The 18,954-nt window shown below is 60.9% G+C and carries 19 protein-coding genes; 4 read left to right on the forward strand and 15 right to left on the reverse strand.

Annotation, left to right across the window (positions count from 1 at the left end):
* Positions 1-31 precede the first annotated feature (31 nt).
* The 4 genes from HHJ17_RS15755 to HHJ17_RS15770 all read right to left on the reverse strand — a co-directional run bounded on the left by HHJ17_RS15755 (position 32) and on the right by HHJ17_RS15770 (position 2,008).
* Positions 32-427 (reverse strand): hypothetical protein, encoded by a 396-nt coding sequence (locus HHJ17_RS15755; protein WP_296502523.1) that lies wholly within the window; start codon positions 425-427, stop codon positions 32-34.
* 209 nt (positions 428-636) lie between these two features.
* On the reverse strand, positions 637-1,215 hold the full coding sequence (locus HHJ17_RS15760; RefSeq protein WP_296502526.1) for a BON domain-containing protein: 579 nt from the start codon (positions 1,213-1,215) through the stop codon (positions 637-639).
* Between the two features lie 37 nt (positions 1,216-1,252).
* The gene (locus tag HHJ17_RS15765; RefSeq protein ID WP_296506445.1) at positions 1,253-1,402 is read right to left on the reverse strand and encodes a hypothetical protein; all 150 of its coding nucleotides are present in this window, start codon (positions 1,400-1,402) and stop codon (positions 1,253-1,255) included.
* 291 nt (positions 1,403-1,693) lie between these two features.
* Positions 1,694-2,008, reverse strand: a complete 315-nt coding sequence (locus HHJ17_RS15770; protein ID WP_296502534.1) for a BON domain-containing protein — start codon at positions 2,006-2,008, stop codon at positions 1,694-1,696.
* 256 nt (positions 2,009-2,264) lie between these two features.
* On the opposite strand from HHJ17_RS15770, the gene HHJ17_RS15775 reads away from it, so the two are divergent.
* Complete coding sequence (locus HHJ17_RS15775; protein WP_296506446.1) at positions 2,265-5,243, forward strand: EAL domain-containing protein; 2,979 nt, start codon at positions 2,265-2,267, stop codon at positions 5,241-5,243.
* Positions 5,244-5,271: 28 nt separating this feature from the next.
* On the opposite strand, the gene HHJ17_RS15780 is transcribed toward HHJ17_RS15775, so the two are convergent.
* Positions 5,272-6,189: an inositol monophosphatase family protein gene (locus HHJ17_RS15780; protein ID WP_296502541.1), complete on the reverse strand. Its 918-nt coding sequence runs from the start codon at positions 6,187-6,189 to the stop codon at positions 5,272-5,274.
* Between the two features lie 145 nt (positions 6,190-6,334).
* On the opposite strand from HHJ17_RS15780, the gene HHJ17_RS15785 reads away from it, so the two are divergent.
* Together HHJ17_RS15785 and cysE are read left to right on the forward strand one after the other, a co-directional pair.
* The gene (locus tag HHJ17_RS15785) at positions 6,335-7,168 is read left to right on the forward strand and encodes an RNA methyltransferase (RefSeq protein ID WP_296506447.1); all 834 of its coding nucleotides are present in this window, start codon (positions 6,335-6,337) and stop codon (positions 7,166-7,168) included.
* A gap of 9 nt (positions 7,169-7,177) precedes the next feature.
* The gene (gene cysE, locus HHJ17_RS15790; RefSeq protein ID WP_296506448.1) at positions 7,178-7,951 is read left to right on the forward strand and encodes a serine O-acetyltransferase; all 774 of its coding nucleotides are present in this window, start codon (positions 7,178-7,180) and stop codon (positions 7,949-7,951) included.
* A 77-nt stretch (positions 7,952-8,028) separates the two neighbouring features.
* Here the strand turns inward: cysE and mog are convergent, their stop codons facing one another.
* Both mog and yjgA read right to left on the reverse strand, forming a co-directional pair.
* Positions 8,029-8,640 (reverse strand): molybdopterin adenylyltransferase, encoded by a 612-nt coding sequence (gene mog, locus HHJ17_RS15795; protein WP_296506449.1) that lies wholly within the window; start codon positions 8,638-8,640, stop codon positions 8,029-8,031.
* The gene (yjgA, locus tag HHJ17_RS15800) at positions 8,637-9,263 is read right to left on the reverse strand and encodes a ribosome biogenesis factor YjgA (protein ID WP_296506450.1); all 627 of its coding nucleotides are present in this window, start codon (positions 9,261-9,263) and stop codon (positions 8,637-8,639) included. The genes mog and yjgA overlap by 4 nt, the downstream gene beginning before the upstream one ends.
* 66 nt (positions 9,264-9,329) lie before the next feature.
* Here yjgA and pmbA point away from each other — a divergent pair, with 66 nt between their 5' ends.
* Positions 9,330-10,724, forward strand: a complete 1,395-nt coding sequence (gene pmbA, locus HHJ17_RS15805) for a metalloprotease PmbA (protein ID WP_296506451.1) — start codon at positions 9,330-9,332, stop codon at positions 10,722-10,724.
* 1 nt (position 10,725) lies between these two features.
* Here pmbA and HHJ17_RS15810 read toward each other — a convergent pair whose 3' ends face one another.
* From HHJ17_RS15810 to nirD, 8 genes are all read right to left on the reverse strand, one after another.
* On the reverse strand, positions 10,726-11,187 hold the full coding sequence (locus tag HHJ17_RS15810) for a GatB/YqeY domain-containing protein (protein ID WP_296506452.1): 462 nt from the start codon (positions 11,185-11,187) through the stop codon (positions 10,726-10,728).
* Between the two features lie 115 nt (positions 11,188-11,302).
* Positions 11,303-11,515 carry a 30S ribosomal protein S21 gene (gene rpsU, locus HHJ17_RS15815; protein WP_011465162.1) on the reverse strand — a complete coding sequence of 71 codons (213 nt, stop codon included), beginning with the start codon at positions 11,513-11,515 and terminating at the stop codon, positions 11,303-11,305.
* Positions 11,516-11,676: 161 nt separating this feature from the next.
* On the reverse strand, positions 11,677-13,059 hold the full coding sequence (locus HHJ17_RS15820; protein WP_296506453.1) for an NAD(P)/FAD-dependent oxidoreductase: 1,383 nt from the start codon (positions 13,057-13,059) through the stop codon (positions 11,677-11,679).
* Entirely contained in the window at positions 12,974-13,699 is a 726-nt protein-coding gene (locus HHJ17_RS15825) for a methyl-accepting chemotaxis protein (protein ID WP_296502563.1), read from the reverse strand. The genes HHJ17_RS15820 and HHJ17_RS15825 overlap by 86 nt, the downstream gene beginning before the upstream one ends.
* A 141-nt stretch (positions 13,700-13,840) precedes the next feature.
* A complete protein-coding gene (gene cobA, locus HHJ17_RS15830) occupies positions 13,841-14,638 on the reverse strand; it encodes a uroporphyrinogen-III C-methyltransferase (protein WP_296502566.1) in 798 nt (265 codons plus the stop codon).
* Positions 14,635-15,549, reverse strand: a complete 915-nt coding sequence (gene ybiB, locus HHJ17_RS15835) for a DNA-binding protein YbiB (RefSeq protein ID WP_296502567.1) — start codon at positions 15,547-15,549, stop codon at positions 14,635-14,637. Before ybiB ends, cobA begins: the two co-directional genes overlap by 4 nt.
* Before the next feature lie 66 nt (positions 15,550-15,615).
* On the reverse strand, positions 15,616-18,522 hold the full coding sequence (locus HHJ17_RS15840) for a nitrate reductase (RefSeq protein ID WP_296506455.1): 2,907 nt from the start codon (positions 18,520-18,522) through the stop codon (positions 15,616-15,618).
* Positions 18,519-18,914: a nitrite reductase small subunit NirD gene (nirD, locus tag HHJ17_RS15845; RefSeq protein WP_296502573.1), complete on the reverse strand. Its 396-nt coding sequence runs from the start codon at positions 18,912-18,914 to the stop codon at positions 18,519-18,521. Before nirD ends, HHJ17_RS15840 begins: the two co-directional genes overlap by 4 nt.
* Between the last annotated feature and the right edge of the window lie 40 nt (positions 18,915-18,954).

Raw genomic sequence — 18,954 nt, forward strand, 5'->3', positions numbered from 1 at the left:
TCTGGCGTTGCCCTTAGCGCAACTTCTGTCCTTATTTTCCCGGCACGACCGTCACGCCTTCGCGCAGGATACCGCCCTCGGCAGCGCTGCCTTCAATGCGGCTATCGTCGCGCATGCGCGCCTCGCAATCGGTGCGGTCGTCACCTTTGTGGGCATCGCAGCGCCGCAGTGCATTCTGCTGGTACTGGGCAGGGTCATCCTTCAGGCCGCCGCGCCTGGCTTCGGCCAAGGCGTTTCGTGCTTCCCGTCGACAGGTGGCGAGGTCCTGGTTTGATTTTCCGCTGTTGCAGTCCGCCATGTCCTGCCGGTAGCGCGCTTGCGCGTCGACTAGCGCACCGGTCTTTGCCGCCTGCGCGGCAGTGGAACAAAGCAAGGCGCCCGCTGCGGCAAGAGCGAGGTTGCGAATTAATGATGGAACGGTGATCATGCTGAACTCCTTTGTGTGAATGGTTAACGACTACGACGCTACACGCCACCAAAATTACTGGATGGCGGGTAGGCGGTCCTGAAGTTTGAGGGACTCTTCATGTCACCGCTGCACCGAGCGTGAGCACGGCCACCACGCGAACGACTGATCCAGATTTACCCATGGGTTTCATCAGCTATTTCGTTAAGGGGTGACGGCTAGAGGTCGTTCTATTTTTTGATGCTCATTTCATTGCGGACATTGCGCACACCTTCGATACCGCGCGCAGTTTCGATGGCACGCTCGATCTGGCTCTGGTTGTCGACAAAGCCGCTGAGTTGGACTTCTCCCTTGCGGGTTTCGACCGCAATGTCCAAGCTCTTGATATTCACATCGGCAAGCAACGCGGCCTTGACCTTGGATGTGATGATCCCGTCATCGACTTTGTTGCCTACCGTCGTCGCTTCGCCCTTCAGGCTCAGTTTGTTCTCGATGTTTTTGACACCGGCCACCCCGCGTATGACGGTGGTCGCGCGATCGATTTGTGCCTGGTTGTCGACAAAGCCGCTCAGTTGGACTTCGCCCTTGCGGGTTTCAACCTTGAAATCAAAACTCTTGATATCCGGGTCGGCCAGCAACGCGGATTTAACCCGGGTTGTCACGACGCTGTCGTCAATCTCGGTCCCGACAGTGGTGCTCGGTGGCGGCATCCCCGTCTCGTCTGCCGGTTTGCTGCAGCCGCCGACCAAGACGCTTATCACAGCGGCAAGCGTAGTAGCCGAAACAAGTAATCCAAGTCTGGTTTTCATGTGAAAGTTTCTCCGTGTAAAAACAGCTGGCGGGTATTTATTTTTCCTCGTCAACCATCTGAATGATCTTTTCTTCAACCGAGTGGGTAAATTGAGCTAACGCAGCACCCTGCGATAGCGCCCTGTCCACGCGCATGGCGATGCGCAGAGTTTGGGCATCATGCCCCGGATTGCCCTCCTCAGCCAAGGTCAAGCCTCGGCTGAGGAGGGTGACCCCCAAGTGGTGCACCTGCTGCACTCCGAAACCATGACATATCACTGCTGCATCCAGGTCGGACGACGCTTAATGGAATGACTTTCTGGCTTTGACCATGTCCTACATGAAACCACCCCATCTTTATAGTTGCCGCCTGACAACTATTCAAGAAGGGCAGACACCCAATCTCTCAAAAGGCGCTGACGGGCTGTGACAAGGGGCAGGCGAAAATCAAAGGCTGTTTCGTCATTTTTTATCACCAGTGCGAGCCGGTGTAAAGGCTCACGGGCGGATAGCGATCTCGTTCTTAACGGCCTTCACGCCGTTGACCGCCCTCGCGATGCTCTCGGCCGTGGTCCTTTCTGTCGCGTTCTTGGCGAAGCCCGACAGCATGACGACGCCCTTGAGCGTTTCGACCCGGATGCTGCTGGCATCGACTTGCTTGTTTTCGACGAAGCGCGCCTTAACGGAAGTCGTAATCGCGGTGTCGTCAACGTAGGCGCCAACGGTTTCCTGGCCGCGGGTGACCGCGCAGCCAGACGCTGTGAGGAGGGCGACCGCGGCAACGGCTGCGGCAAGAGTGGTGCGAATGATCATGGTAAATCTCCTGTGAGTTGGTGTGGGCTTGGGTTTGATCAATGGGTGATGGCGCCAGCATTACCACCAAAAATATAATAATGAGAAGAACTTCAGTTGACAAGCGGGTCCGTCAAGTCTTTAGGCGTCCGCCAGTTTTCCTGAATACCTTCCCTGTCTTGATCTGTCCAAGCGTGATTCAGAAGATGGGTTGCTGGGATAAGCAGTACGGCACAATGAGATCCGCGCGTGGTGTTTTGTTGATGCAGGTTCTGAAATGAGTTCAATCCCGGAAAATTTATCTGAAGAAGTCAAGCGCCTGCGCGACGAATTGCAGGTGGCGCAGCGCCGTCTGCAATGGATGGCCGATGCCTCGACGTCCGTCGTTGGCATGCGTTCGCAGGAGCAACTGGCGGTGGTGTTCCGTCAGAGCCTGGTGGCCATTTCGCTCAATCGCGAATGTGACGGTGAGTACGTGGATGTGAACGAAGAATGGTCTCGCCTGACCGGGCTGTCCCTGCAGGACGTTCTGGGGCGCACCACGGTCGACATTGGCATCTGGACCGATACCCGGCATCGTAAGGCCGTGCTAGACCCCATGCGTGATTCCGGGCGTCTGCGCAATCTGGATGTGTCGTTCCTCAGGCCGGACGGCGAGAGGCTCATCTTGCAGCTGAATGCCTCGCATATCGAAATCGGTGGCGTGGCCTATTTTTTGAGTTATCTCAAGGATGTGAGTGCTGAGCGGGCCGTACAAACGGCCTTGCTGGCCAGCGAGCAGCTTTTAAAAGCGACCAATAACCGGCTCAATCAGCAGATCGCGTTGTTTCAGTCGATGGAAAGCCTCGCCTCGGTGGGTTACTGGACGTCGGGTTCTGAGCCTGGTAGTTTGCGCTGGTCCAACGGCATGTACCGTTTGGCCGGGCTTGAGCCAGGAACGATTCTGGGTGTAGCGGCCGGGCGCAGCCGTATTCATGCCGAAGATCTGCCAAAGTTTGTGGAGGCCCGCCGCAAAGTGGATGGCGCCATCGTGGAGTACCGCTGGCATCACCCGGACGGCCGGACGCACTGGCAGCGTTCGCGCATGCGCCCCTGGTCCGGGGATGGCGCGGAGGCCTTTGGCGTGGTGCAGGACATCACGGACGAGCGTGAAGCCTCCCTGGCCCTGCAGGAAAGACTCGGGTTCATTCAAAAAATAACGAGCCGCTTGCCCGGTGTGGTGTTTCAGTTGCGGGTCAACGCCGATGGCTCATTCATGTGTCCGTACATCAGCGATCTGGTGCTTGAGATTTACAGGGGCTTGACGCCGGCGCAAGTCATGCAGGACCCCGCCTGCATCCTGAGACTCATTCACCCGGAGGACCAGGACGACTACCTCATCTCGACCGAGACGGCTTCACAGGACATCACATCCTGGAGCCACGAATACCGGCTGCTTTTTCCGGATGGCGAAGTGCGCTGGGTGCTTTCGCAGGCGATGCCCGAGCGGGAGGCCGATGGCGCAGTGTTATGGAATGGATTCACCACCGACATCACCTTGCGCAAACAGTCGGAAGAGCGTCTGCGTGACAGCGAAGCGCGTTTTCGCGCCCTGACCGAACTCTCGTCGGACTGGTATTGGGAGCAGGACGAACAATTTTGTTTCATTCGGGTGGACCGTCATCTCGAATCCCCCAGCACCCTGGCCACTCAAATTCATATCGGCACGACACGCTGGGATATCGATGCAGAGGGTGTCAGCCAGGCGCAGTGGGCGGCGCACCGGGCGACGCTGGAAGCGCATGAAACCTTTCACGATTTTGAAATGCAGCGCAGGCGTGCAGATGGCTCACTGAAGTGGGTCGCCATCAGTGGCAGTCCGATTTTTGATGCCGAGGGGCGTTTCAAGGGCTATCGGGGCATTGGACGTGATATTTCGGCGCACCGACTCGACAAGGAGAAAATTGAGCGGCTGGCGTTTTACGACGTGCTGACGGACCTGCCCAACCGCCGTTTGCTGATGGATCGCCTGCAACAGGCGTTGGTGACCAGCGGGCGCGAAAAGTCGACCGGTGCCCTGCTGTTCATCGATCTGGACAACTTCAAGGATCTCAACGATACGCAGGGCCACGATGTCGGGGACTTGCTGCTCAAGCAGGTCGCGCAACGTCTGGTGGCCAGTGTTCGCGAGGCCGACACCGTGGCGCGCCTGGGCGGCGACGAGTTTGTGGTGATGCTGCAAAACCTGGACGCCCACATGGCGGCCGCTACCGCCCAGGTGGAGCAGGTAGGCAAAAAAATTATGGCCCAGCTGAACCAGGTTTATCTGCTGGGCGCGCTGGAGCACCACAGCACGCCCAGCATTGGCGTCACCCTGTTTGAAGACCACCATCAAACCCTGGACGAATTGCTCAAACAGGCTGATCTGGCCATGTACGAGTCCAAATCGGCAGGGCGCAATACGCTGCGTTTTTTCGATCCGGCGATGCAGGCCCTGGTGGCCCAACGCACTGCTTTGGAGTTGGAGTTACGCCACGGCTTGCAACGGCACGAACTGGTGCTGTTCTACCAGCCGGTGGTCGATGTGCATGCACAAGTGGTGGGCGTGGAGGCCTTGGTGCGCTGGCAACATCCGACGCGCGGCCTGGTGTCGCCTGCTGAATTCATTCCCATGGCGGAGCAGAGTGGGCTCATTTTGCCGCTCGGTCAATGGGTGCTGGAAGTCGCCTGTGAGCAGCTGGTGTGCTGGTCGGCGCAGGCCTCCACCGAGGGCTTGACCATGGCGGTGAACGTGAGCGCCCGCCAGTTCAGGCACCCGGAGTTTGTGCAACAGGTGCAGGACTTGCTGCGCCAGACCGGGGCGAATCCGCTGCGCCTGAAGCTGGAGCTGACGGAAAGCCTGTTGCTGACCGACACCCAGGATGCCATCTTGAAAATGGCCGAGCTGAAAACGGTGGGCGTGAGTTTTTCGCTGGACGATTTCGGCACGGGTTATTCGTCTTTGTCCTACCTCAAGCTGTTGCCGTTGCAGCAACTCAAGATTGACCAGTCGTTTGTGCGCGATGTGCTGACCGACCCGAACGATGCCGCCATTGCCCGTACCGTGCTGGCCTTGGGGCAAAGCCTCGGATTGAACGTGGTGGCCGAAGGCGTCGAAACCGCCGGCCAGCGCGCGTTTTTACTGGAAAACGGCTGCGCCCTGTTTCAGGGCTACTTGTTTGGCAAGCCGGTCCCGATAAACCAACTGCAGCTGGGGGACCTGTCCGCAAGAACGTAGCGCCCCTTGCTGTGGCGCTACGGTGGCCTTAAAAGGGTGCGTCAGTCGCTGGGGCGTCAGGAGTGGCTACTGCGCTGTTTGTGGTTGCGTCGGGCGTAGTCTCTGCTCCTGCGTCGGGTGTTTGCGCTGCCTGGCGCACGGTGGCTTTTTCGCCCGCGCTGGCAAACTTGCTGTATTTGCCCAGAATGCCGACCATCTGGCCATAGATTCGGGGGGTGCCCGCCATGCATTCTTCTTGTTCGAGAAAATCTGCATCGCCTGAAAAGTTGCCGACCAGACCGCCAGCTTCGGTCACCATCAAAGCGCCTGCAGCGACGTCCCACGGCTGCAGGCCGGGCTCAAAAAAGCCATCGCTGTAACCAGCGGCCACATAGGCCAGATCCAGCGCGGCGGAGCCGGAGCGGCGCAGACCGGAGGTACGCTGCATCATGTCGCCCATCATTTTCAAGTGGGTATTGAAGTCGTTACCCGGGCGAAACGGGAAGCCATTGGAAATGAGGCACTCCTCCAGGCGAACACGTTTGGAGACACGCAGACGGCGGTCGTTCAAATAAGCGCCGCGCCCTTTGGTGGCGGTGAACAAGTCGTTGCGGCTGGGGTCGTAAATGACGCCCTGTTCAATCTTGCCCTTGACGGCCAGCGCAATGCTGACGCAGTAAACGGGGAAGCCATGAATGAAATTGCTGGTGCCGTCGAGTGGATCAATGATCCAGACAAACTCAGAATCTTTGGCACCATGTTCCCGACCTGATTCTTCAGCCCAGATGCCGTGACCGGGGTAAGCCGCGAGCAGCGTCTCGATGATGGACGCTTCAGCGGCTTGATCGACTTCAGTGACGAAGTCATTGACCTGCTTTTGCGAAATACGAACTGCTTCAACATCAAGCGCGGCGCGATTAATGATGGAACCAGCATTGCGGGCGGCCTTGACGGCCACATTGATCATGGGGTGAAGATTAGGGGATGCCATAAATTGTGTGTAAGAGCGTGACGGGACTGTCCGGCGATGCGGGCAGCGACAATAGCGGGATTTTACCCGCCCCGGCGATTTCTCCAATTTCCGGCTGCATTTTGGCTTCGTGAGCAAGTTTATGAAAACACGTTTTATTCTGATCAACACCAGCCACGCTGGCAATGTGGGGGCTGCGGCCCGGGCCATGAAAACCATGGGCTTTACCGACCTGGTGCTGGTGGCACCGCGCTGGGCCAACGTGCTCAATCGCGAGGAAACCATCCAGCGCGCCAGCGGCGCACTGGATGTACTCAAAAACGCCCGCATTGTCGCCACGCTGGACGAGGCGCTGGATGGCATGACCCATTTGTGTGCCACCGCCATGACGCCACGCGACTTTGGTCCGCCTACCGTGACGCCGCGTGAACATTTTGAGATGCTATCGAAGAAGGAGCGTGCTGCGCAAGCAGCATATGGACTAGAGCCTGATTTTACTGAAAATAACGGCTTGCTGCAGGGGCCTTCTGCGCAGGAAGGCATCGCTTTTCTGTTTGGTTGCGAGCGTTTCGGCATGAGCAATGAAGACGTTTACCGCTGCCACACTTGCCTGAGCATTCCGAGTGATCCCAAGTTTGGCTCCCTCAACCTGGGGGCGGCGTTGCAGGTGATCGCCTATGAATGGCGCCTGGCCTTGGGCGCCTATGCCGTGCAGGAAGCGACGGCGGTGCCCGTGCTGGCGGACGCGCAGCAGGTGGCGGGCATGCTGGCGCATTGGGAACGCTCCCTGGTCGCGATTGGCTTTCTGGACCCGCTGGCGCCCAAAAAACTGATGCCCCGGCTCAACCAGCTGTTTAACCGGGCCGGAGTCACGCAGGAAGAAATTCATATTCTGCGCGGCATTGCCAAAATGATGGACCAGTCGGCCGCCGGCTTGAAGCCCCTGCCAGACGCTGCGACACCCTCAAAAGACTAGACTAAGCCGATGTTTTCTCGACTCCGTTCTGATATTCAATGCATTCTTGACCGCGACCCGGCGGCGCGCACCTTTCTGGAGGTGTTGACTTGTTACCCCGGCCTGCATGCCCTGGTGCTGTACCGGCGTGCCCACTGGTGCTGGAGCCATGGCTTCAAATGGCTGGGGCGCTTTATTTCTCACCTCGCCCGCTTCCTGACCGGCATTGAAATCCACCCCGGTGCCAAGATCGGCGAGCGGGTTTTCTTTGACCATGCGATGGGCGTGGTGGTCGGTGAGACGGCTGAAATTGGCGACGGCTGCACCATTTATCAGGGCGTCACCCTGGGCGGCACCTCGCTGTACAAGGGGGTCAAACGTCACCCGACGCTCGGCCGCAATGTGGTGGTGGGGGCGGGGGCGCAGGTGCTGGGCGGCTTCACGGTGGGCGATGGCGCCAAGGTGGGGTCGAATGCGGTGGTGACCAAGCCGGTGCCAGCCGGCGCCACGGCGGTCGGCAACCCGGCGCGCATCATTCAGGCCGAACTGGATGTCAAGCGCGAAGAAACCGCTTCCAAAATGGGGTTTTCTGCCTACGGCGTGACGCAAAATGACGATCCGCTCAGTCAGGCCATGCGGGGCCTGATTGATAACGCCTCCACGCAGGAGCATCAGATTGCCTTGCTCTGGAAGGCGATCGAGACCCTGCAGGCCAATCGGTCGGCGACCAATTGCGTACCGGGCGACGCCGCCCGCAGTGAGCACTTTGAGGCGGACAAGCTCAACCAGCTGGTGGGCAAGTAAGCCCGCTTTGCGGTTGAGCTTGTCACGAAAGAGGATGAATACCGGCGTAGCCCGGGATCAATCAAGGCCGGAGCAGGTCAGGCGGTTGGTGTCGGCCGAATCGCCGCTTTGGGCCGGAAGGCCTTGCATACCGACTCCACCGTTTCCAGGTACGGTCCGCCAATCAGGTCCACACAGTAGGGCACCGCGGCAAAGATGCCGGCCATGAGCAGCTCGCCGTTGCTGTCGCGCAGGCCTTCCAGTGTCTCCTGAATCGACTTGGGCTGCCCCGGCAGGTTGATGATCAGGCTCTGGTCGCGGATCACCGCCACCTGCCGCGACAGAATCGCGGTCGGCACAAACTTCAGGCTGATCTGGCGCATTTGTTCGCCAAAACCGGGCATTTCCTTGTGCGCTACCGCCAGGGTGGCTTCGGGTGTGACATCGCGCAGGGCCGGGCCGGTGCCGCCGGTGGTCAACACCAGCGAACAACCGGCCGCAACCAGTTCAATCAGCGTGGCGCTGATGGTGGCTTGTTCGTCCGGGATCAGGCGAGGCTCAAACTGCAAGGGATTTTGCAAGGCCCGGGTCAGCCAGTCCTGCAGGGCTGGCAAGCCTTTGTCGACATAAGCGCCGGTGGAGGCCCGGTCGCTGATGGAGACGATGCCGATTTTGATGGTGTCAAACGGCTGGCTGGCGGGGGTGGTCATGGTGCTTCATCCGTCTGGTCGACGCCCAGCAATTGCTCGCGCGCAATTTGAAAGATATCGCGGTAGGCCCGGCCGTGGCGGATGGCCTCGCCGGGTTTTTCGGGTTTGGCGTCTTTGCGCGCCTGGCGAATCAGGGCGCGCAACTGTTGCGTGTCGGTGCCCGGGAATTGGGTGATCCATTCGCCAAACGCATCCTCTTCCGCGATCAGGCGGTCGCGCCAGGTCTCGGCCTGGTGGAGCGCGTAGTTTTCGCGGGCGGAGCCATTGTTTTGTTCGGCCAGTGCGGCACGAATGTTGTAAATGCCGGTTTCGTCGATCAGCCTCATCTGCTTGCCAATGAACTGCATCTGGCGGCGTTTGCCTTCAAAATTGGTAATGCGCTTGGCCTCGACGATGGCATCCTTGAGCTTTTCGGTCAAGGCCAGTCGTTTCATCAGGTCGGCGCGCAACGTCAGCAGGTCTTCCCCCAGCTTTTGCAGTTCCAGGCTTTCGCGCTTGAGGTCGGTCCGGCTTTGATCGTCGGTGCCTTTGAGCTCGCGTTTGAGCTCCAGATCGCGTTCGCTGCCTTCGGCGACGAACTCACCTCTGACGAAGTAGCCTTTTTTGAATTTGCGTGATGACATGGTATGGACAATGGAGAGAGAAGGCGGACACAGGGTTTCGCAGAGCCAAGTATCATAGCCTCCGATATGAAGAAACCAAATACGACCTCCGTCCAGCCCCGCGCTGACACCGGCTTCAGCTACAGCCGCCCTTATTTTGAAGAGTTGGTGGACACTGCGCTGGCGCATGCCAAAAAATTGGGCGCGACCGATGCCGGCGCTGAAGCCTCCGAGGGCTGCGGCCTGAGCGTTTCGGTGCGCAAAGGCGAACTGGAAAATGTAGAACGCAACCGCGACAAGTCGCTGGGCGTGACGGTGTATATGGGCAAACGTCGCGGCAATGCCAGCACCTCCGACTTCTCCAAGGCCGCCATTCAGCAAACGGTGCAGGCGGCCTACGACATTGCCCGCTTCACCGCCGCCGACCCCATGGCCGGCTTGCCGGATGCCAAAGACGTGGCCCCGGCGTCCAGGCAGCGCACGGATCTGGACCTGTTTTACCCCTGGACGATCAACAGCGAACAAGCCGCACAACTGGCCATGGCCTGCGAAGCGGCGGCCTTGCAAACCGACAAGCGCATCACCAACAGCGAGGGGGCAGCCGTGTCGGCCCAGCAGTCGCATTTTTTCAGCGCGCACACGCGGGGTTTTCGCGGTGGCTATGCCAGTTCGCGTCACTCCCTCTCGGTGTCGCCGATTGCCGGCAAGGGCAACGACATGCAGCGCGATGCCTGGTACAGCTCGATGCGCCACCCGGACGACCTGGCCTCGCCCGAGGCGATTGGGCGCTATGCCGCCGAGCGCGCCTTGAGCCGTCTGAAGTCGCGCAAGATTGCCACGACTGAATGTCCTGTTTTGTTTGAATCCCCGCTGGCAGCGGGCTTGCTGGGCAGCTTTGTGCAGGCCATCAGTGGCGGCGCGCTGTACCGCAAGAGCTCGTTCTTGCTCGACTCGCTGGGCAAGCAAGTGCTGCCCAAGCACATTGATATTCTGGAAGACCCGTTTGTGAAACGCGGCAAAGGCAGTTCGCCGTTCGATGACGAGGGTGTCAAAGTCAAGGCGCGCCAGGTGGTGGAAGCTGGCTGTGTGCAGGGTTACTTTTTGGGCAGCTACTCGGCGCGCAAGCTGGGCATGAAAACCACTGGCAATGCCGGTGGCTCGCACAACCTGACCCTGACGTCGCGCTTGACTCGTGCCGGGGATGACCTGGATGCGATGCTGGAAAAACTCGGCACCGGCTTGTTTGTGACCGAGTTGATGGGCAGCGGCGTGAACTATGTCACCGGCGACTACTCACGCGGTGCCAGCGGCTTCTGGGTCGAGAAGGGCCGCATTGCGTACCCGGTGCATGAGATCACCATCGCGGGCAACATGAAAGCCATGCTCAAGGGCATCAAGGCGGTGGGGGCCGATACCTACAACTACGGCGCCAAGACGGTCGGCTCCATCCTGGTCAACCGCATGAAGGTAGCCGGAAGCTGAGTTAGCTGGCCAATGCGGCCTTGACCGCCGCAGAAATCTGGCCCATCTCCGCTTTGCCAGCCAGGCGCGCTTTGACGGCGCCCATGACCTTGCCCATGTCGCCAGGGCCGGCATTGCGGCCCAGTTCCACGGCCAGCTCGGCCACGATGGCCTTGACCTCAGTCGCCACCTCTTCCGCGCTCAGGCGCTGCGGCAGGTAGGCCTCCAACACCTTGATCTCAGCCGATTCTTTGTCCGCCAGGTCCATGCGGTTGGCCAGGGTAAAGGCGGCCACCGAGTCTTTGCGCTGCTTGATCAGCTTGTCAACGATCGCCACCATGGCGACGTCGTCCAGCACCACGCGCTCATCCACTTCTTTTTGCTTGGCCGCGGCCAGCAGCAGGCGGATGGTGCCCAGGCGCTCGCTGTCTTTGGCGCGCATGGCATTTTTCATGTCTTCGGTAACTTGGTCTTTGAGTGACATTGGATGAAGTCCTTGTGAGGTGAGTTGCGGTACGAACAGTTTTGATTCTGAAATAAAAAAAGCCCACCTGAGCGTCCCCGGTGAGCTTTTTTTGAGCCTTGGAAGGCGTACTGGATCAGTACATCTTCTTGGGCAACTGCATGGCGCGAATGCGCTTGTAGTTGCGCTTGACGGCAGCAGCCTTCTTGCGCTTGCGCTCGGCAGTTGGCTTTTCGTAGAATTCGCGTGCGCGCAAGTCAGTCAAAAGGCCGAGCTTTTCAATGGTGCGCTTGAAGCGGCGAAGAGCTACGTCAAAGGGTTCGTTTTCTTTTACACGGATCGTTGTCATTACGTAAAGTTATCCAGAATATGCAGACTTCTATCAAAGGGAGATCGAGCCATTTGACGAACATCGTGCGATTTCCCCGCTTTAAAGTTGATCAGGCAGCGGGGGTTTGCCAGCAAAGCCTAGGATTATAGCGTTATCTGCAATGAATTCAAGGCGCTGAGTTACGTGTTGGCGCGTTCCTTCAACAGCGTGGCCGCCAAACCCTGTGCACAGGCAAAGCCGCTGGCCCAGGCCCACTGGAAGTTGTAGCCGCCCAGCCAGCCGGTCACATCGACCACTTCGCCAATGAAATACAACCCCGGTTGCTTTGATTCCAGCGTCTGTGACGACAAATCCCGGGTATCGACGCCGCCGGCGGTGACCTCGGCTTTTTTATAACCTTCGGTGCCGGTGGGGGTGAGTTCCCAGCGGGTGAGGCGCTCTGCCAGCGCGGCCAGCGCCTTGTCGGTGGCGTCGCTGATGGGGCGCTGCCAGTTGTGGCCGGCGCTGCTGCCTTGCTGAACCCAGGCGTCGGCCAGGCGCGATGGCACCTGGCTGGCCAGTTCATTGGCGATGAGTTTGCGCGAGCGGGCCTTGGCGTCAAGGAGCGCATGCAGCACATCGGTGTTGGGCGCCAGGTTGAGCCGGATCGGCGCGCCCGGCTGCCAGTAGCTCGATATTTGCAGCACGGCCGGGCCACTCAAGCCGCGATGGGTGAACAACAGGTCTTCCAGAAAACTCATCTTTTCTTTTTTGGCCCCGACCTCGATCTGCACCGGCAGCGACAGGCCGGCCAGCTGGGCGTAGGGCGCCCAGGCATCGCCGTCAAAGGTCAGCGGCACCAGGGCGGGGCGCGGTTCGACCATGCGCAGGCCAAACTGGCGGGCGATGCGGTAGCCGAAATCGGTGGCACCAATTTTCGGGATCGACAAGCCGCCTGTGGCGATGACGACCGAGCGCGCCTGAATGACGCCACGATCGCTATTTATTTCATAGCTGCCTGCGCCCGCAGCTTCTGGGCTAGCGGCTGAAAACACGATATTCTTGATGCTGCATGGTTGCCAGCGGGTCACCTGCCCGGCATCGCACTCGGCCAGCAGCAGCTGGATGATGTCTTCGGCGGAGCGGTCACAAAACAGCTGACCTTTGTGCTTTTCGTGGAACGGGATCTGGTGCCGCTGCAGCAAGCCGACGAAGTCGCGCGGCGTGTAGCGTGACAAGGCTGAGCGGCAAAAATTCGGGTTGTTGCCCAAAAAATTGGCCGGTGTGGTGCCCAGGTTGGTGAAGTTGCAGCGCCCGCCACCCGAGATACGGATTTTTTCCGCCACCTTGTCGCTCTGGTCGACCACCAGCACCTTGAGGCCCAGTTGCCCCGCCACGCCCGCACAGAACAGCCCGGCCGCACCGGCGCCCACGATCACAACATCAAAATTTTGCATGGGCCGCAGTGTAGACGCAGCTCTTAGAGGCAGTAGGACCTCAACTGGCCTGTTTGTTGCGGGCCACCAGATCAATCGCCTTGCGTGACATGTCGTCAATTTCCACCGTGATGCCCGACAGCACATTGGCCACCACGGCAAACTCCCGCCCGTGCTGGCCGGCGCGTGCGGCCATCACCTGGGCGTTGAAACTGACGACTTTGGCTTCGCGGGCCACGGTCTGGATGTCGGACACGATGCTGGTCAGTTCTTTCATCAGCAAGGTCGATTTACCCTTGCTGATGTTGTCAAAGGTCGTGGTCGCGGTGTTCAGCGCCTCGAGGACGGTGTCGGTGCTGGTGATCAGGGCATTCAGTGAGTGCTTGTGCGAGTCCCCGTTGCTGATGCATTGCAGCGTGGTGTGCATCTGTTGCATGAATTGCTCAATGACGGGACCGACCCCTTGCGACCCTTGGTAGGTGTCGCGCACCAATTGGGCGCTGACTGCATCAAATTTGGTTACCGTGCCGCGCAATTGGACCTGGCTGTCGCAAAACAACTGGCAGGTTTTTTGCGCCGCCTGCAGGTGGCTGCTGCTGCCACTGGCGGCCAGCACGGTTTGCAAAATCATGCGTTGTGACAGCATGCGCTGGCGTGCCGCCAGATTGACCAGTGACATCGGCTCGTTGGCTGCCGTCGGTCCGACATGGAGAGGCAGCACAGGTGCGGAGGGCAGGAATGAAGGCTTTGTGTGCGCTTTGACTGAAACGGTAGGGGCAAACATCATGGCTTCTCCAAGGGTAATTACCAGGGTAAGCAATATTGAAGCCAGATGTTGATCTGAATCAAAACTGTTCAGACCCTGTCGCTGGCGTACACCAGGAAAAACGCGGCTAACGGGCCCGGCTTGATGAAGGCGGGGCCAGGCTCAAGCGCAGGCCGCCCGCGCCTCCGGCAGTGCTTGTTGCAATGCCAGCGTGCCCTGCAGCACGTCGCCCACCACGATCACGCTGGGGCTTGTCAGTTTTTCGCGGGTGATGGTGTGCTCCAGTTCGGCCAGGGTGCAGACCGCATGGCGCTGGCTCGCCAGACTGGCATTCTGGATGACGGCCACCGGGGTGTTTGCCGGCAGGCCAAACAGCAACTCATCCTGGATGTGCTGGGCGCCGCTGACGCCCATGTAGATGACCAGGGTGAGCCGGGCGCTGTGGGCGGTGGCGGCCAGCGCTTTCCAGTCGGTGCCGCTGTCACCGGGCTTGGCGTGGCCGGTGATAAACACCACGCCGTGCGCATGTTCGCGGTGCGTCAAGGGCACGCCCAGCGAGGTCACGGCGGCCAGGCCGGCCGTGATGCCATTGACCACCGTTACCGGGATGCCCGCCGCCTGCAGGTGTTCCACCTCTTCGCCACCGCGGCCAAAGACGAACGGATCGCCACCCTTCAGGCGCACCACGGTTTCGCCTTCACGCACGGCCATCAGGATGAGTTTTTCAATGAAAGCCTGCGGCGTGGATTTGCAGCCGCCGCGCTTGCCGACATGGACGATGCGGGCCTTGGGCGAGGCGAGAGCCACGATGGCGTCGCTGACCAGATCGTCCACCAGCAGCACGGTGGCGGTCTGGATGGCTTTCAAGGCCTTGATCGTGAGCAACTCGGGGTCGCCCGGGCCGGCGCCTACCAAGGTGCAACTGCCGTGGCCGGGATGGGGCGTTGTGATATGTGTCATGGTGTCTTCCTCGTTGGGTCAGACAGTTGCACGATGTGTGCCACCTGCAAGGCAATCGACGTTGGAATGGGTTCTTGTCCGGCCAGTACGGATTGGATCCAGTTCGCCGTGCTTTGTTCATCGGGGGCCGGTAAACCGGGCACACTGACCAGTGAGCCGCCCTGTGGCTCTTGCACCCGGGTCACCTCGCCATTGGCAAAGGCGTCCATGGCCGGGGTGCGGCGCGGGTCGGCCACGGGTTCGCCTTCGGTGCCGCGCAACAGCAGGGCGGTTGCCTGCACCAGTCGCAGCGTGGCGGCCATCGACAGTGCGTATTCCGGGTGGGTGTAGCTGCCCACCACCACGGCGGGACGGTCACATGGGTTCATCAGCTTGACCAGGCTGTGCGCCGGGTTGCGCAGGCCGACCACGCGGCGCACGTCCAGCAGGCGCGCCAAGCCGGGGCAGAGCAGGCCGGTCGGGACAAACTGCACGCTGCCATTTGCTATCGGTTCAATAGCTGTCTGCGCAGGTACAGAAAGGGCCAGGAGCACATTTTGTGCTGAAACCCGGGTGGACTCGGTTGGTGTGCCGTGCACGATCACGGGCAAGCCTTCGCGCGCCAGCAGCAGCGCCAGCAGCGGCGTCAGGACCGGCAGTTTGCGTGCACCGTTGTAACTGGGCAGCACCACGGCGGTGCGTCCCTGCACGGGAATCTTGTGCAGGCGGGCATGGGTGGCGTCCAGAAAGCCGGCCATCTCATCCGGCGTTTCGCCCTTGATGCGCATGGCCAGGCAAAACGCGCCAACCTCTAAATCGGTCACCTCGCCGTCCAGCACCTGGCCAAACAGATCAGTCGCCTGTTCGCGCGTCAGTGGGCGTGCGCCGTCCTTGCCGCGCCCGATTTCCTTGATGTATTTGCCAATGCCCATGCGTGGATTGTCCGTGAATGCTGATAACTTTGGGCTATGAGCTTATATGCGCCTAAGCCGGCCGGCCTAGGCGCTTTGCAGGCGGGGGGCCAGGGTGGCGCGCACCATGCGCTGCAGTTGCGGCACGCAGGAGCCGCAGTTGGTGCCGCATTTCAAAGCGGACTGCAGTGAAGCCAGCCGTTCCTGGCTGGAACCCTGACACTGGCTTAACTGCGCCTCGATTGCCACATCGGTCACGTTGAAGCAGGCGCACACCTGTTTGCCGCGCGACACCAGCTGCACCGGCGGCTGGGCGCCCGGCAGCAGCAGGGCGCGACCGTAGGCTTGCGCGGGCAGCTCGTCTTGCAGCAGCGTGGTGATCCAGCTTTGGGCGCTGGTGTCGCCGGCCAGCAAAAAACCTTCCAGCGTGGTGTTGCTGGCGCTGCGCTGCAAGAGGGCGGCGCGGCGCTGGCCGCGTTTTTTGTCGGCGTAACGCACCACATACGGGCTGTCCAGGTTGAGCAGAGACTCAATCTGCGCCAGCAGTTCATCGGGTGGGGCTTCCAGGGCGCTGGCGCGAAACAGCAGGCCGCTGCGCTCCTGCGCCGGGGCATCCAGCGGCGCGTTGTTGGTGAAAGGCACGCAACTGGCGTAGGCAAAGCGGGTCATCAACTGCTGCAGCTCGGTGCGCGCCGACAGCAGGTGCTCCGCAGGCAACCAGGCCACGGCCAGCAGGGACCACGGCAGCTCCGCCTTCAAGACCTTGACGGCGGCGTGTTTGAACTCGGGCTGCTTGGCGTCCGGGCAAAAAGCCGAGGTGGTGAGGGCGTTGACACCCGCCAGCCGCTGGCCGGTGGCGCTGAGGCCGCTCAGGAATTCCTCGCCCCAGTGCATCGCCATGAAGACCTGGGTCAGTCCGAGCTCGCTGCTGGCCTGCACCGGCACCAGAATCGAGCCGCGTTTGCTGGTGACGTGCACCAGATCGCCCTCCTTGAACAGGCGGCGCGCCATGTCCTGCGGGTTCATCTGCAGAACCGGTTCGCGCACATGACCGAACAGGCGGCCCAAGGTGCCGGTGCGGCTCATGCCGTGCCATTGGTCGCGCAGACGGCCGGTGGTGAGCGAAAACGGGTAGCGCGCTTCGCGTGGCTCGGCGACAGCTTTGTACGTCGTGTTGACGAAGCGGGCGCGGCCATCGGCGGTGGGAAAAATGCCGTCTTCATAGAGGCGGACTTTCCCTTGGGTTTGGCCTTCAGCCAGAGGCCATTGCTGGGGCGCTTGCTCCAGCATCGGGTACGTCATGCCGGTGATGTCAAGGTCGCGGCCGCGCGTGGATTCGCGGTGTTCGTTCCAGATGGTTTCTGGGTTGGGGTAGGGGAAGAGGGTGGTGGACCCGATTGCGGGCGCTGCTGCTCGGTGCTGCGGCAGCAAGGCTTCGAGCCGTTGCGCGAAATCGACGGCGATTTGCCAGTCGTGGCGGGCGCCGCCCAGGGCTGGGACGGCGGCACGCACGCGCGAGATGCGGCGTTCGCTGTTGGTGACGGTGCCTTCTTTTTCGCCCCAGGTGGTCGCCGGCAGCAGCAGGTCGGCGTAGCGACAAGTGGCGGTGCTGGCAAAGGCTTCCTGCACCACGACGAACTCGGCGCGCTCCAGCGCGCGGCGCACGGTGGCCTGGTCGGGCATGGATTGCGCCGGGTTGGTGCAGGCAATCCACAGAGCTTTGATTTCACCGTCGGCGGCGGCCTGGAACATCTCGACCGCCGTTTTACCGGGCTTGGACGGTACGTCCGGCACGCCCCACAGCGCCGCCACTTCCGCCCGGTGCGCCGGGTTGCTCAAGTCGCGGTGGGCGGACAGCAAATTGGCCATGCCGCCGACTTCGCGCCCGCCCATGGCATTCGGCTGGCCGGTCAGTGAAAACGGACCAGCGCCGGGTTTGCCGATCTGCCCGGTCGCCAGGTGCAGGTTGATCAGCGCCGCATTTTTGGCGGTGCCGCTGCTGGATTGGTTCAGGCCCTGGCAGTACAGACTGAGCGTGGGCGTGCGGCGAACTTCAGCGGCAGCGCGGCCAGCGGCATCGCTTGGCCGCGGGGAGAGTGCCGGGCCGTGCAGACCCGCAAACAGTTGGGCCGCCGTGAACAGGTCTTCTTTGGAAATGCCGCAGGTCTGCGCCACCACATCGGGCGTGCAGTCGCGCACGGTGGCCTTGAGCGCGTCGAAGCCGCTGGTGTGGGCCGCCATGTAAGCCGTATCCAGCCAGCCTTCCCACAGCATGAGGTGCAGCATGCCGTTGAACAGCATGACATCGGTGCCGGGCTGAATGGGAAGAAATAAGTCAGCGATTTCGGCGGTGTCGGTGCGGCGCGGATCGCACACCACGATCTTCAACGCCGGGTTGGCTTTTTTGGCGTCTTCAATCTGGCGAAACAGAATCGGATGCGCGTAGGCGGTGTTGGCGCCGACGATGAAAATCGTGCCAGCTTGCTTCACATCGTCGTAGCAGGCGGGCGGTGAGTCCATGCCCAGCGTTTGCTTGTAGCCGGCCACCGCGCTGCTCATGCACAGGCGCGAGTTGCTGTCGATGTTGTTGGTGCCGATCAGCCCCTTGGCCAGCTTGTTGAAGACGTAATAGTCCTCGGTCAGCAGCTGGCCGGAGATGTAGAAGCCCACCGCATCCGGGCCGTGCGCGGTGATGATGCTGGCGAATTTATCGGCGGCTAAATCGAGCGCCGCGTCCCAACCCACGCGCTGCGCCGGGGCGCCCCGCTGCAGGCGCTGCATCGGCTGCAGCAGCCGGGTTTGCTGGTTGACGGCGGCACTGGCGGTCAGGTGCAGCGTGGCGCCTTTGGTGCAGAGTCGGCCGAAATTGGCCGGGTGATCCGGGTCGCCCCGCACGCCGGTAATCTGGTTGGCGCTGGACTCGATGATGACGCCGCAGCCGACGCCGCAATATGGGCAGGTCGATTTGGTTTCACGCACCGTGGGTAAATTCATGCTTTGTCCAGTGCCACTGTTTCTTTGCAGCCGGGCCCGGCGACCGGGGCCACCAAGTCGAGGGCGTGGGTCGCCAATTCGTCGCCATCCAGATGCACCACGCCGCTCTCCACTTTGACGCTGAACTTGGGCGTGCAGCCCTCGTCAGGCGCGGCCGCCTGGCCGGTGCACAGTCCGATGGTCCAGTTGTGCAGCGGGCAGCCCACGCTGGAGCCAAACACAATGCCTTGCGACAGCGGCCCGCCTTTGTGCGGGCAGCGGTCGAGCAGGGCAAAGACGCCGTCCTGGTCGTTGCGAAACACCGCCACGTCCATGCCTTGCGGCCGTTGGATGCAGCGCGAGCCCAACACGGGAATGTCCGTGACCAGGCAGATTTTTTTCCAGTTGCTCATGTGTCAATCCCTTTGCTATTGTTTAAATAGCTGCTTGCGC

This window comes from Rhodoferax sp., assembly GCF_012927445.1.
Taxonomy (GTDB): Bacteria; Pseudomonadota; Gammaproteobacteria; order Burkholderiales; family Burkholderiaceae_C; genus Rhodoferax.

Coding starts and splice junctions, on each gene's coding strand:
- HHJ17_RS15825 (WP_296502563.1), bottom strand. CDS start 13,699: ATGATGTTTGCCCCTACCGTTTCAGTCAAAGCGCACACAAAGCCTTCA.
- HHJ17_RS15775 (WP_296506446.1), top strand. CDS start 2,265: ATGAGTTCAATCCCGGAAAATTTATCTGAAGAAGTCAAGCGCCTGCGC.
- nirD (WP_296502573.1), bottom strand. CDS start 18,914: ATGAGCAACTGGAAAAAAATCTGCCTGGTCACGGACATTCCCGTGTTG.
- cobA (WP_296502566.1), bottom strand. CDS start 14,638: ATGACACATATCACAACGCCCCATCCCGGCCACGGCAGTTGCACCTTG.
- HHJ17_RS15820 (WP_296506453.1), bottom strand. CDS start 13,059: ATGTGCTGTCGGGCATCACGGTGGAAATTGACGACATGTCACGCAAGG.
- ybiB (WP_296502567.1), bottom strand. CDS start 15,549: ATGGGCATTGGCAAATACATCAAGGAAATCGGGCGCGGCAAGGACGGC.
- HHJ17_RS15840 (WP_296506455.1), bottom strand. CDS start 18,522: ATGAATTTACCCACGGTGCGTGAAACCAAATCGACCTGCCCATATTGC.
- HHJ17_RS15810 (WP_296506452.1), bottom strand. CDS start 11,187: ATGTCACTCAAAGACCAAGTTACCGAAGACATGAAAAATGCCATGCGC.
- HHJ17_RS15770 (WP_296502534.1), bottom strand. CDS start 2,008: ATGATCATTCGCACCACTCTTGCCGCAGCCGTTGCCGCGGTCGCCCTC.
- HHJ17_RS15785 (WP_296506447.1), top strand. CDS start 6,335: ATGAAAACACGTTTTATTCTGATCAACACCAGCCACGCTGGCAATGTG.
- rpsU (WP_011465162.1), bottom strand. CDS start 11,515: ATGACAACGATCCGTGTAAAAGAAAACGAACCCTTTGACGTAGCTCTT.
- cysE (WP_296506448.1), top strand. CDS start 7,178: ATGTTTTCTCGACTCCGTTCTGATATTCAATGCATTCTTGACCGCGAC.
- HHJ17_RS15755 (WP_296502523.1), bottom strand. CDS start 427: ATGATCACCGTTCCATCATTAATTCGCAACCTCGCTCTTGCCGCAGCG.
- mog (WP_296506449.1), bottom strand. CDS start 8,640: ATGACCACCCCCGCCAGCCAGCCGTTTGACACCATCAAAATCGGCATC.
- HHJ17_RS15760 (WP_296502526.1), bottom strand. CDS start 1,215: ATGAAAACCAGACTTGGATTACTTGTTTCGGCTACTACGCTTGCCGCT.
- yjgA (WP_296506450.1), bottom strand. CDS start 9,263: ATGTCATCACGCAAATTCAAAAAAGGCTACTTCGTCAGAGGTGAGTTC.
- pmbA (WP_296506451.1), top strand. CDS start 9,330: ATGAAGAAACCAAATACGACCTCCGTCCAGCCCCGCGCTGACACCGGC.
- HHJ17_RS15780 (WP_296502541.1), bottom strand. CDS start 6,189: ATGATCAATGTGGCCGTCAAGGCCGCCCGCAATGCTGGTTCCATCATT.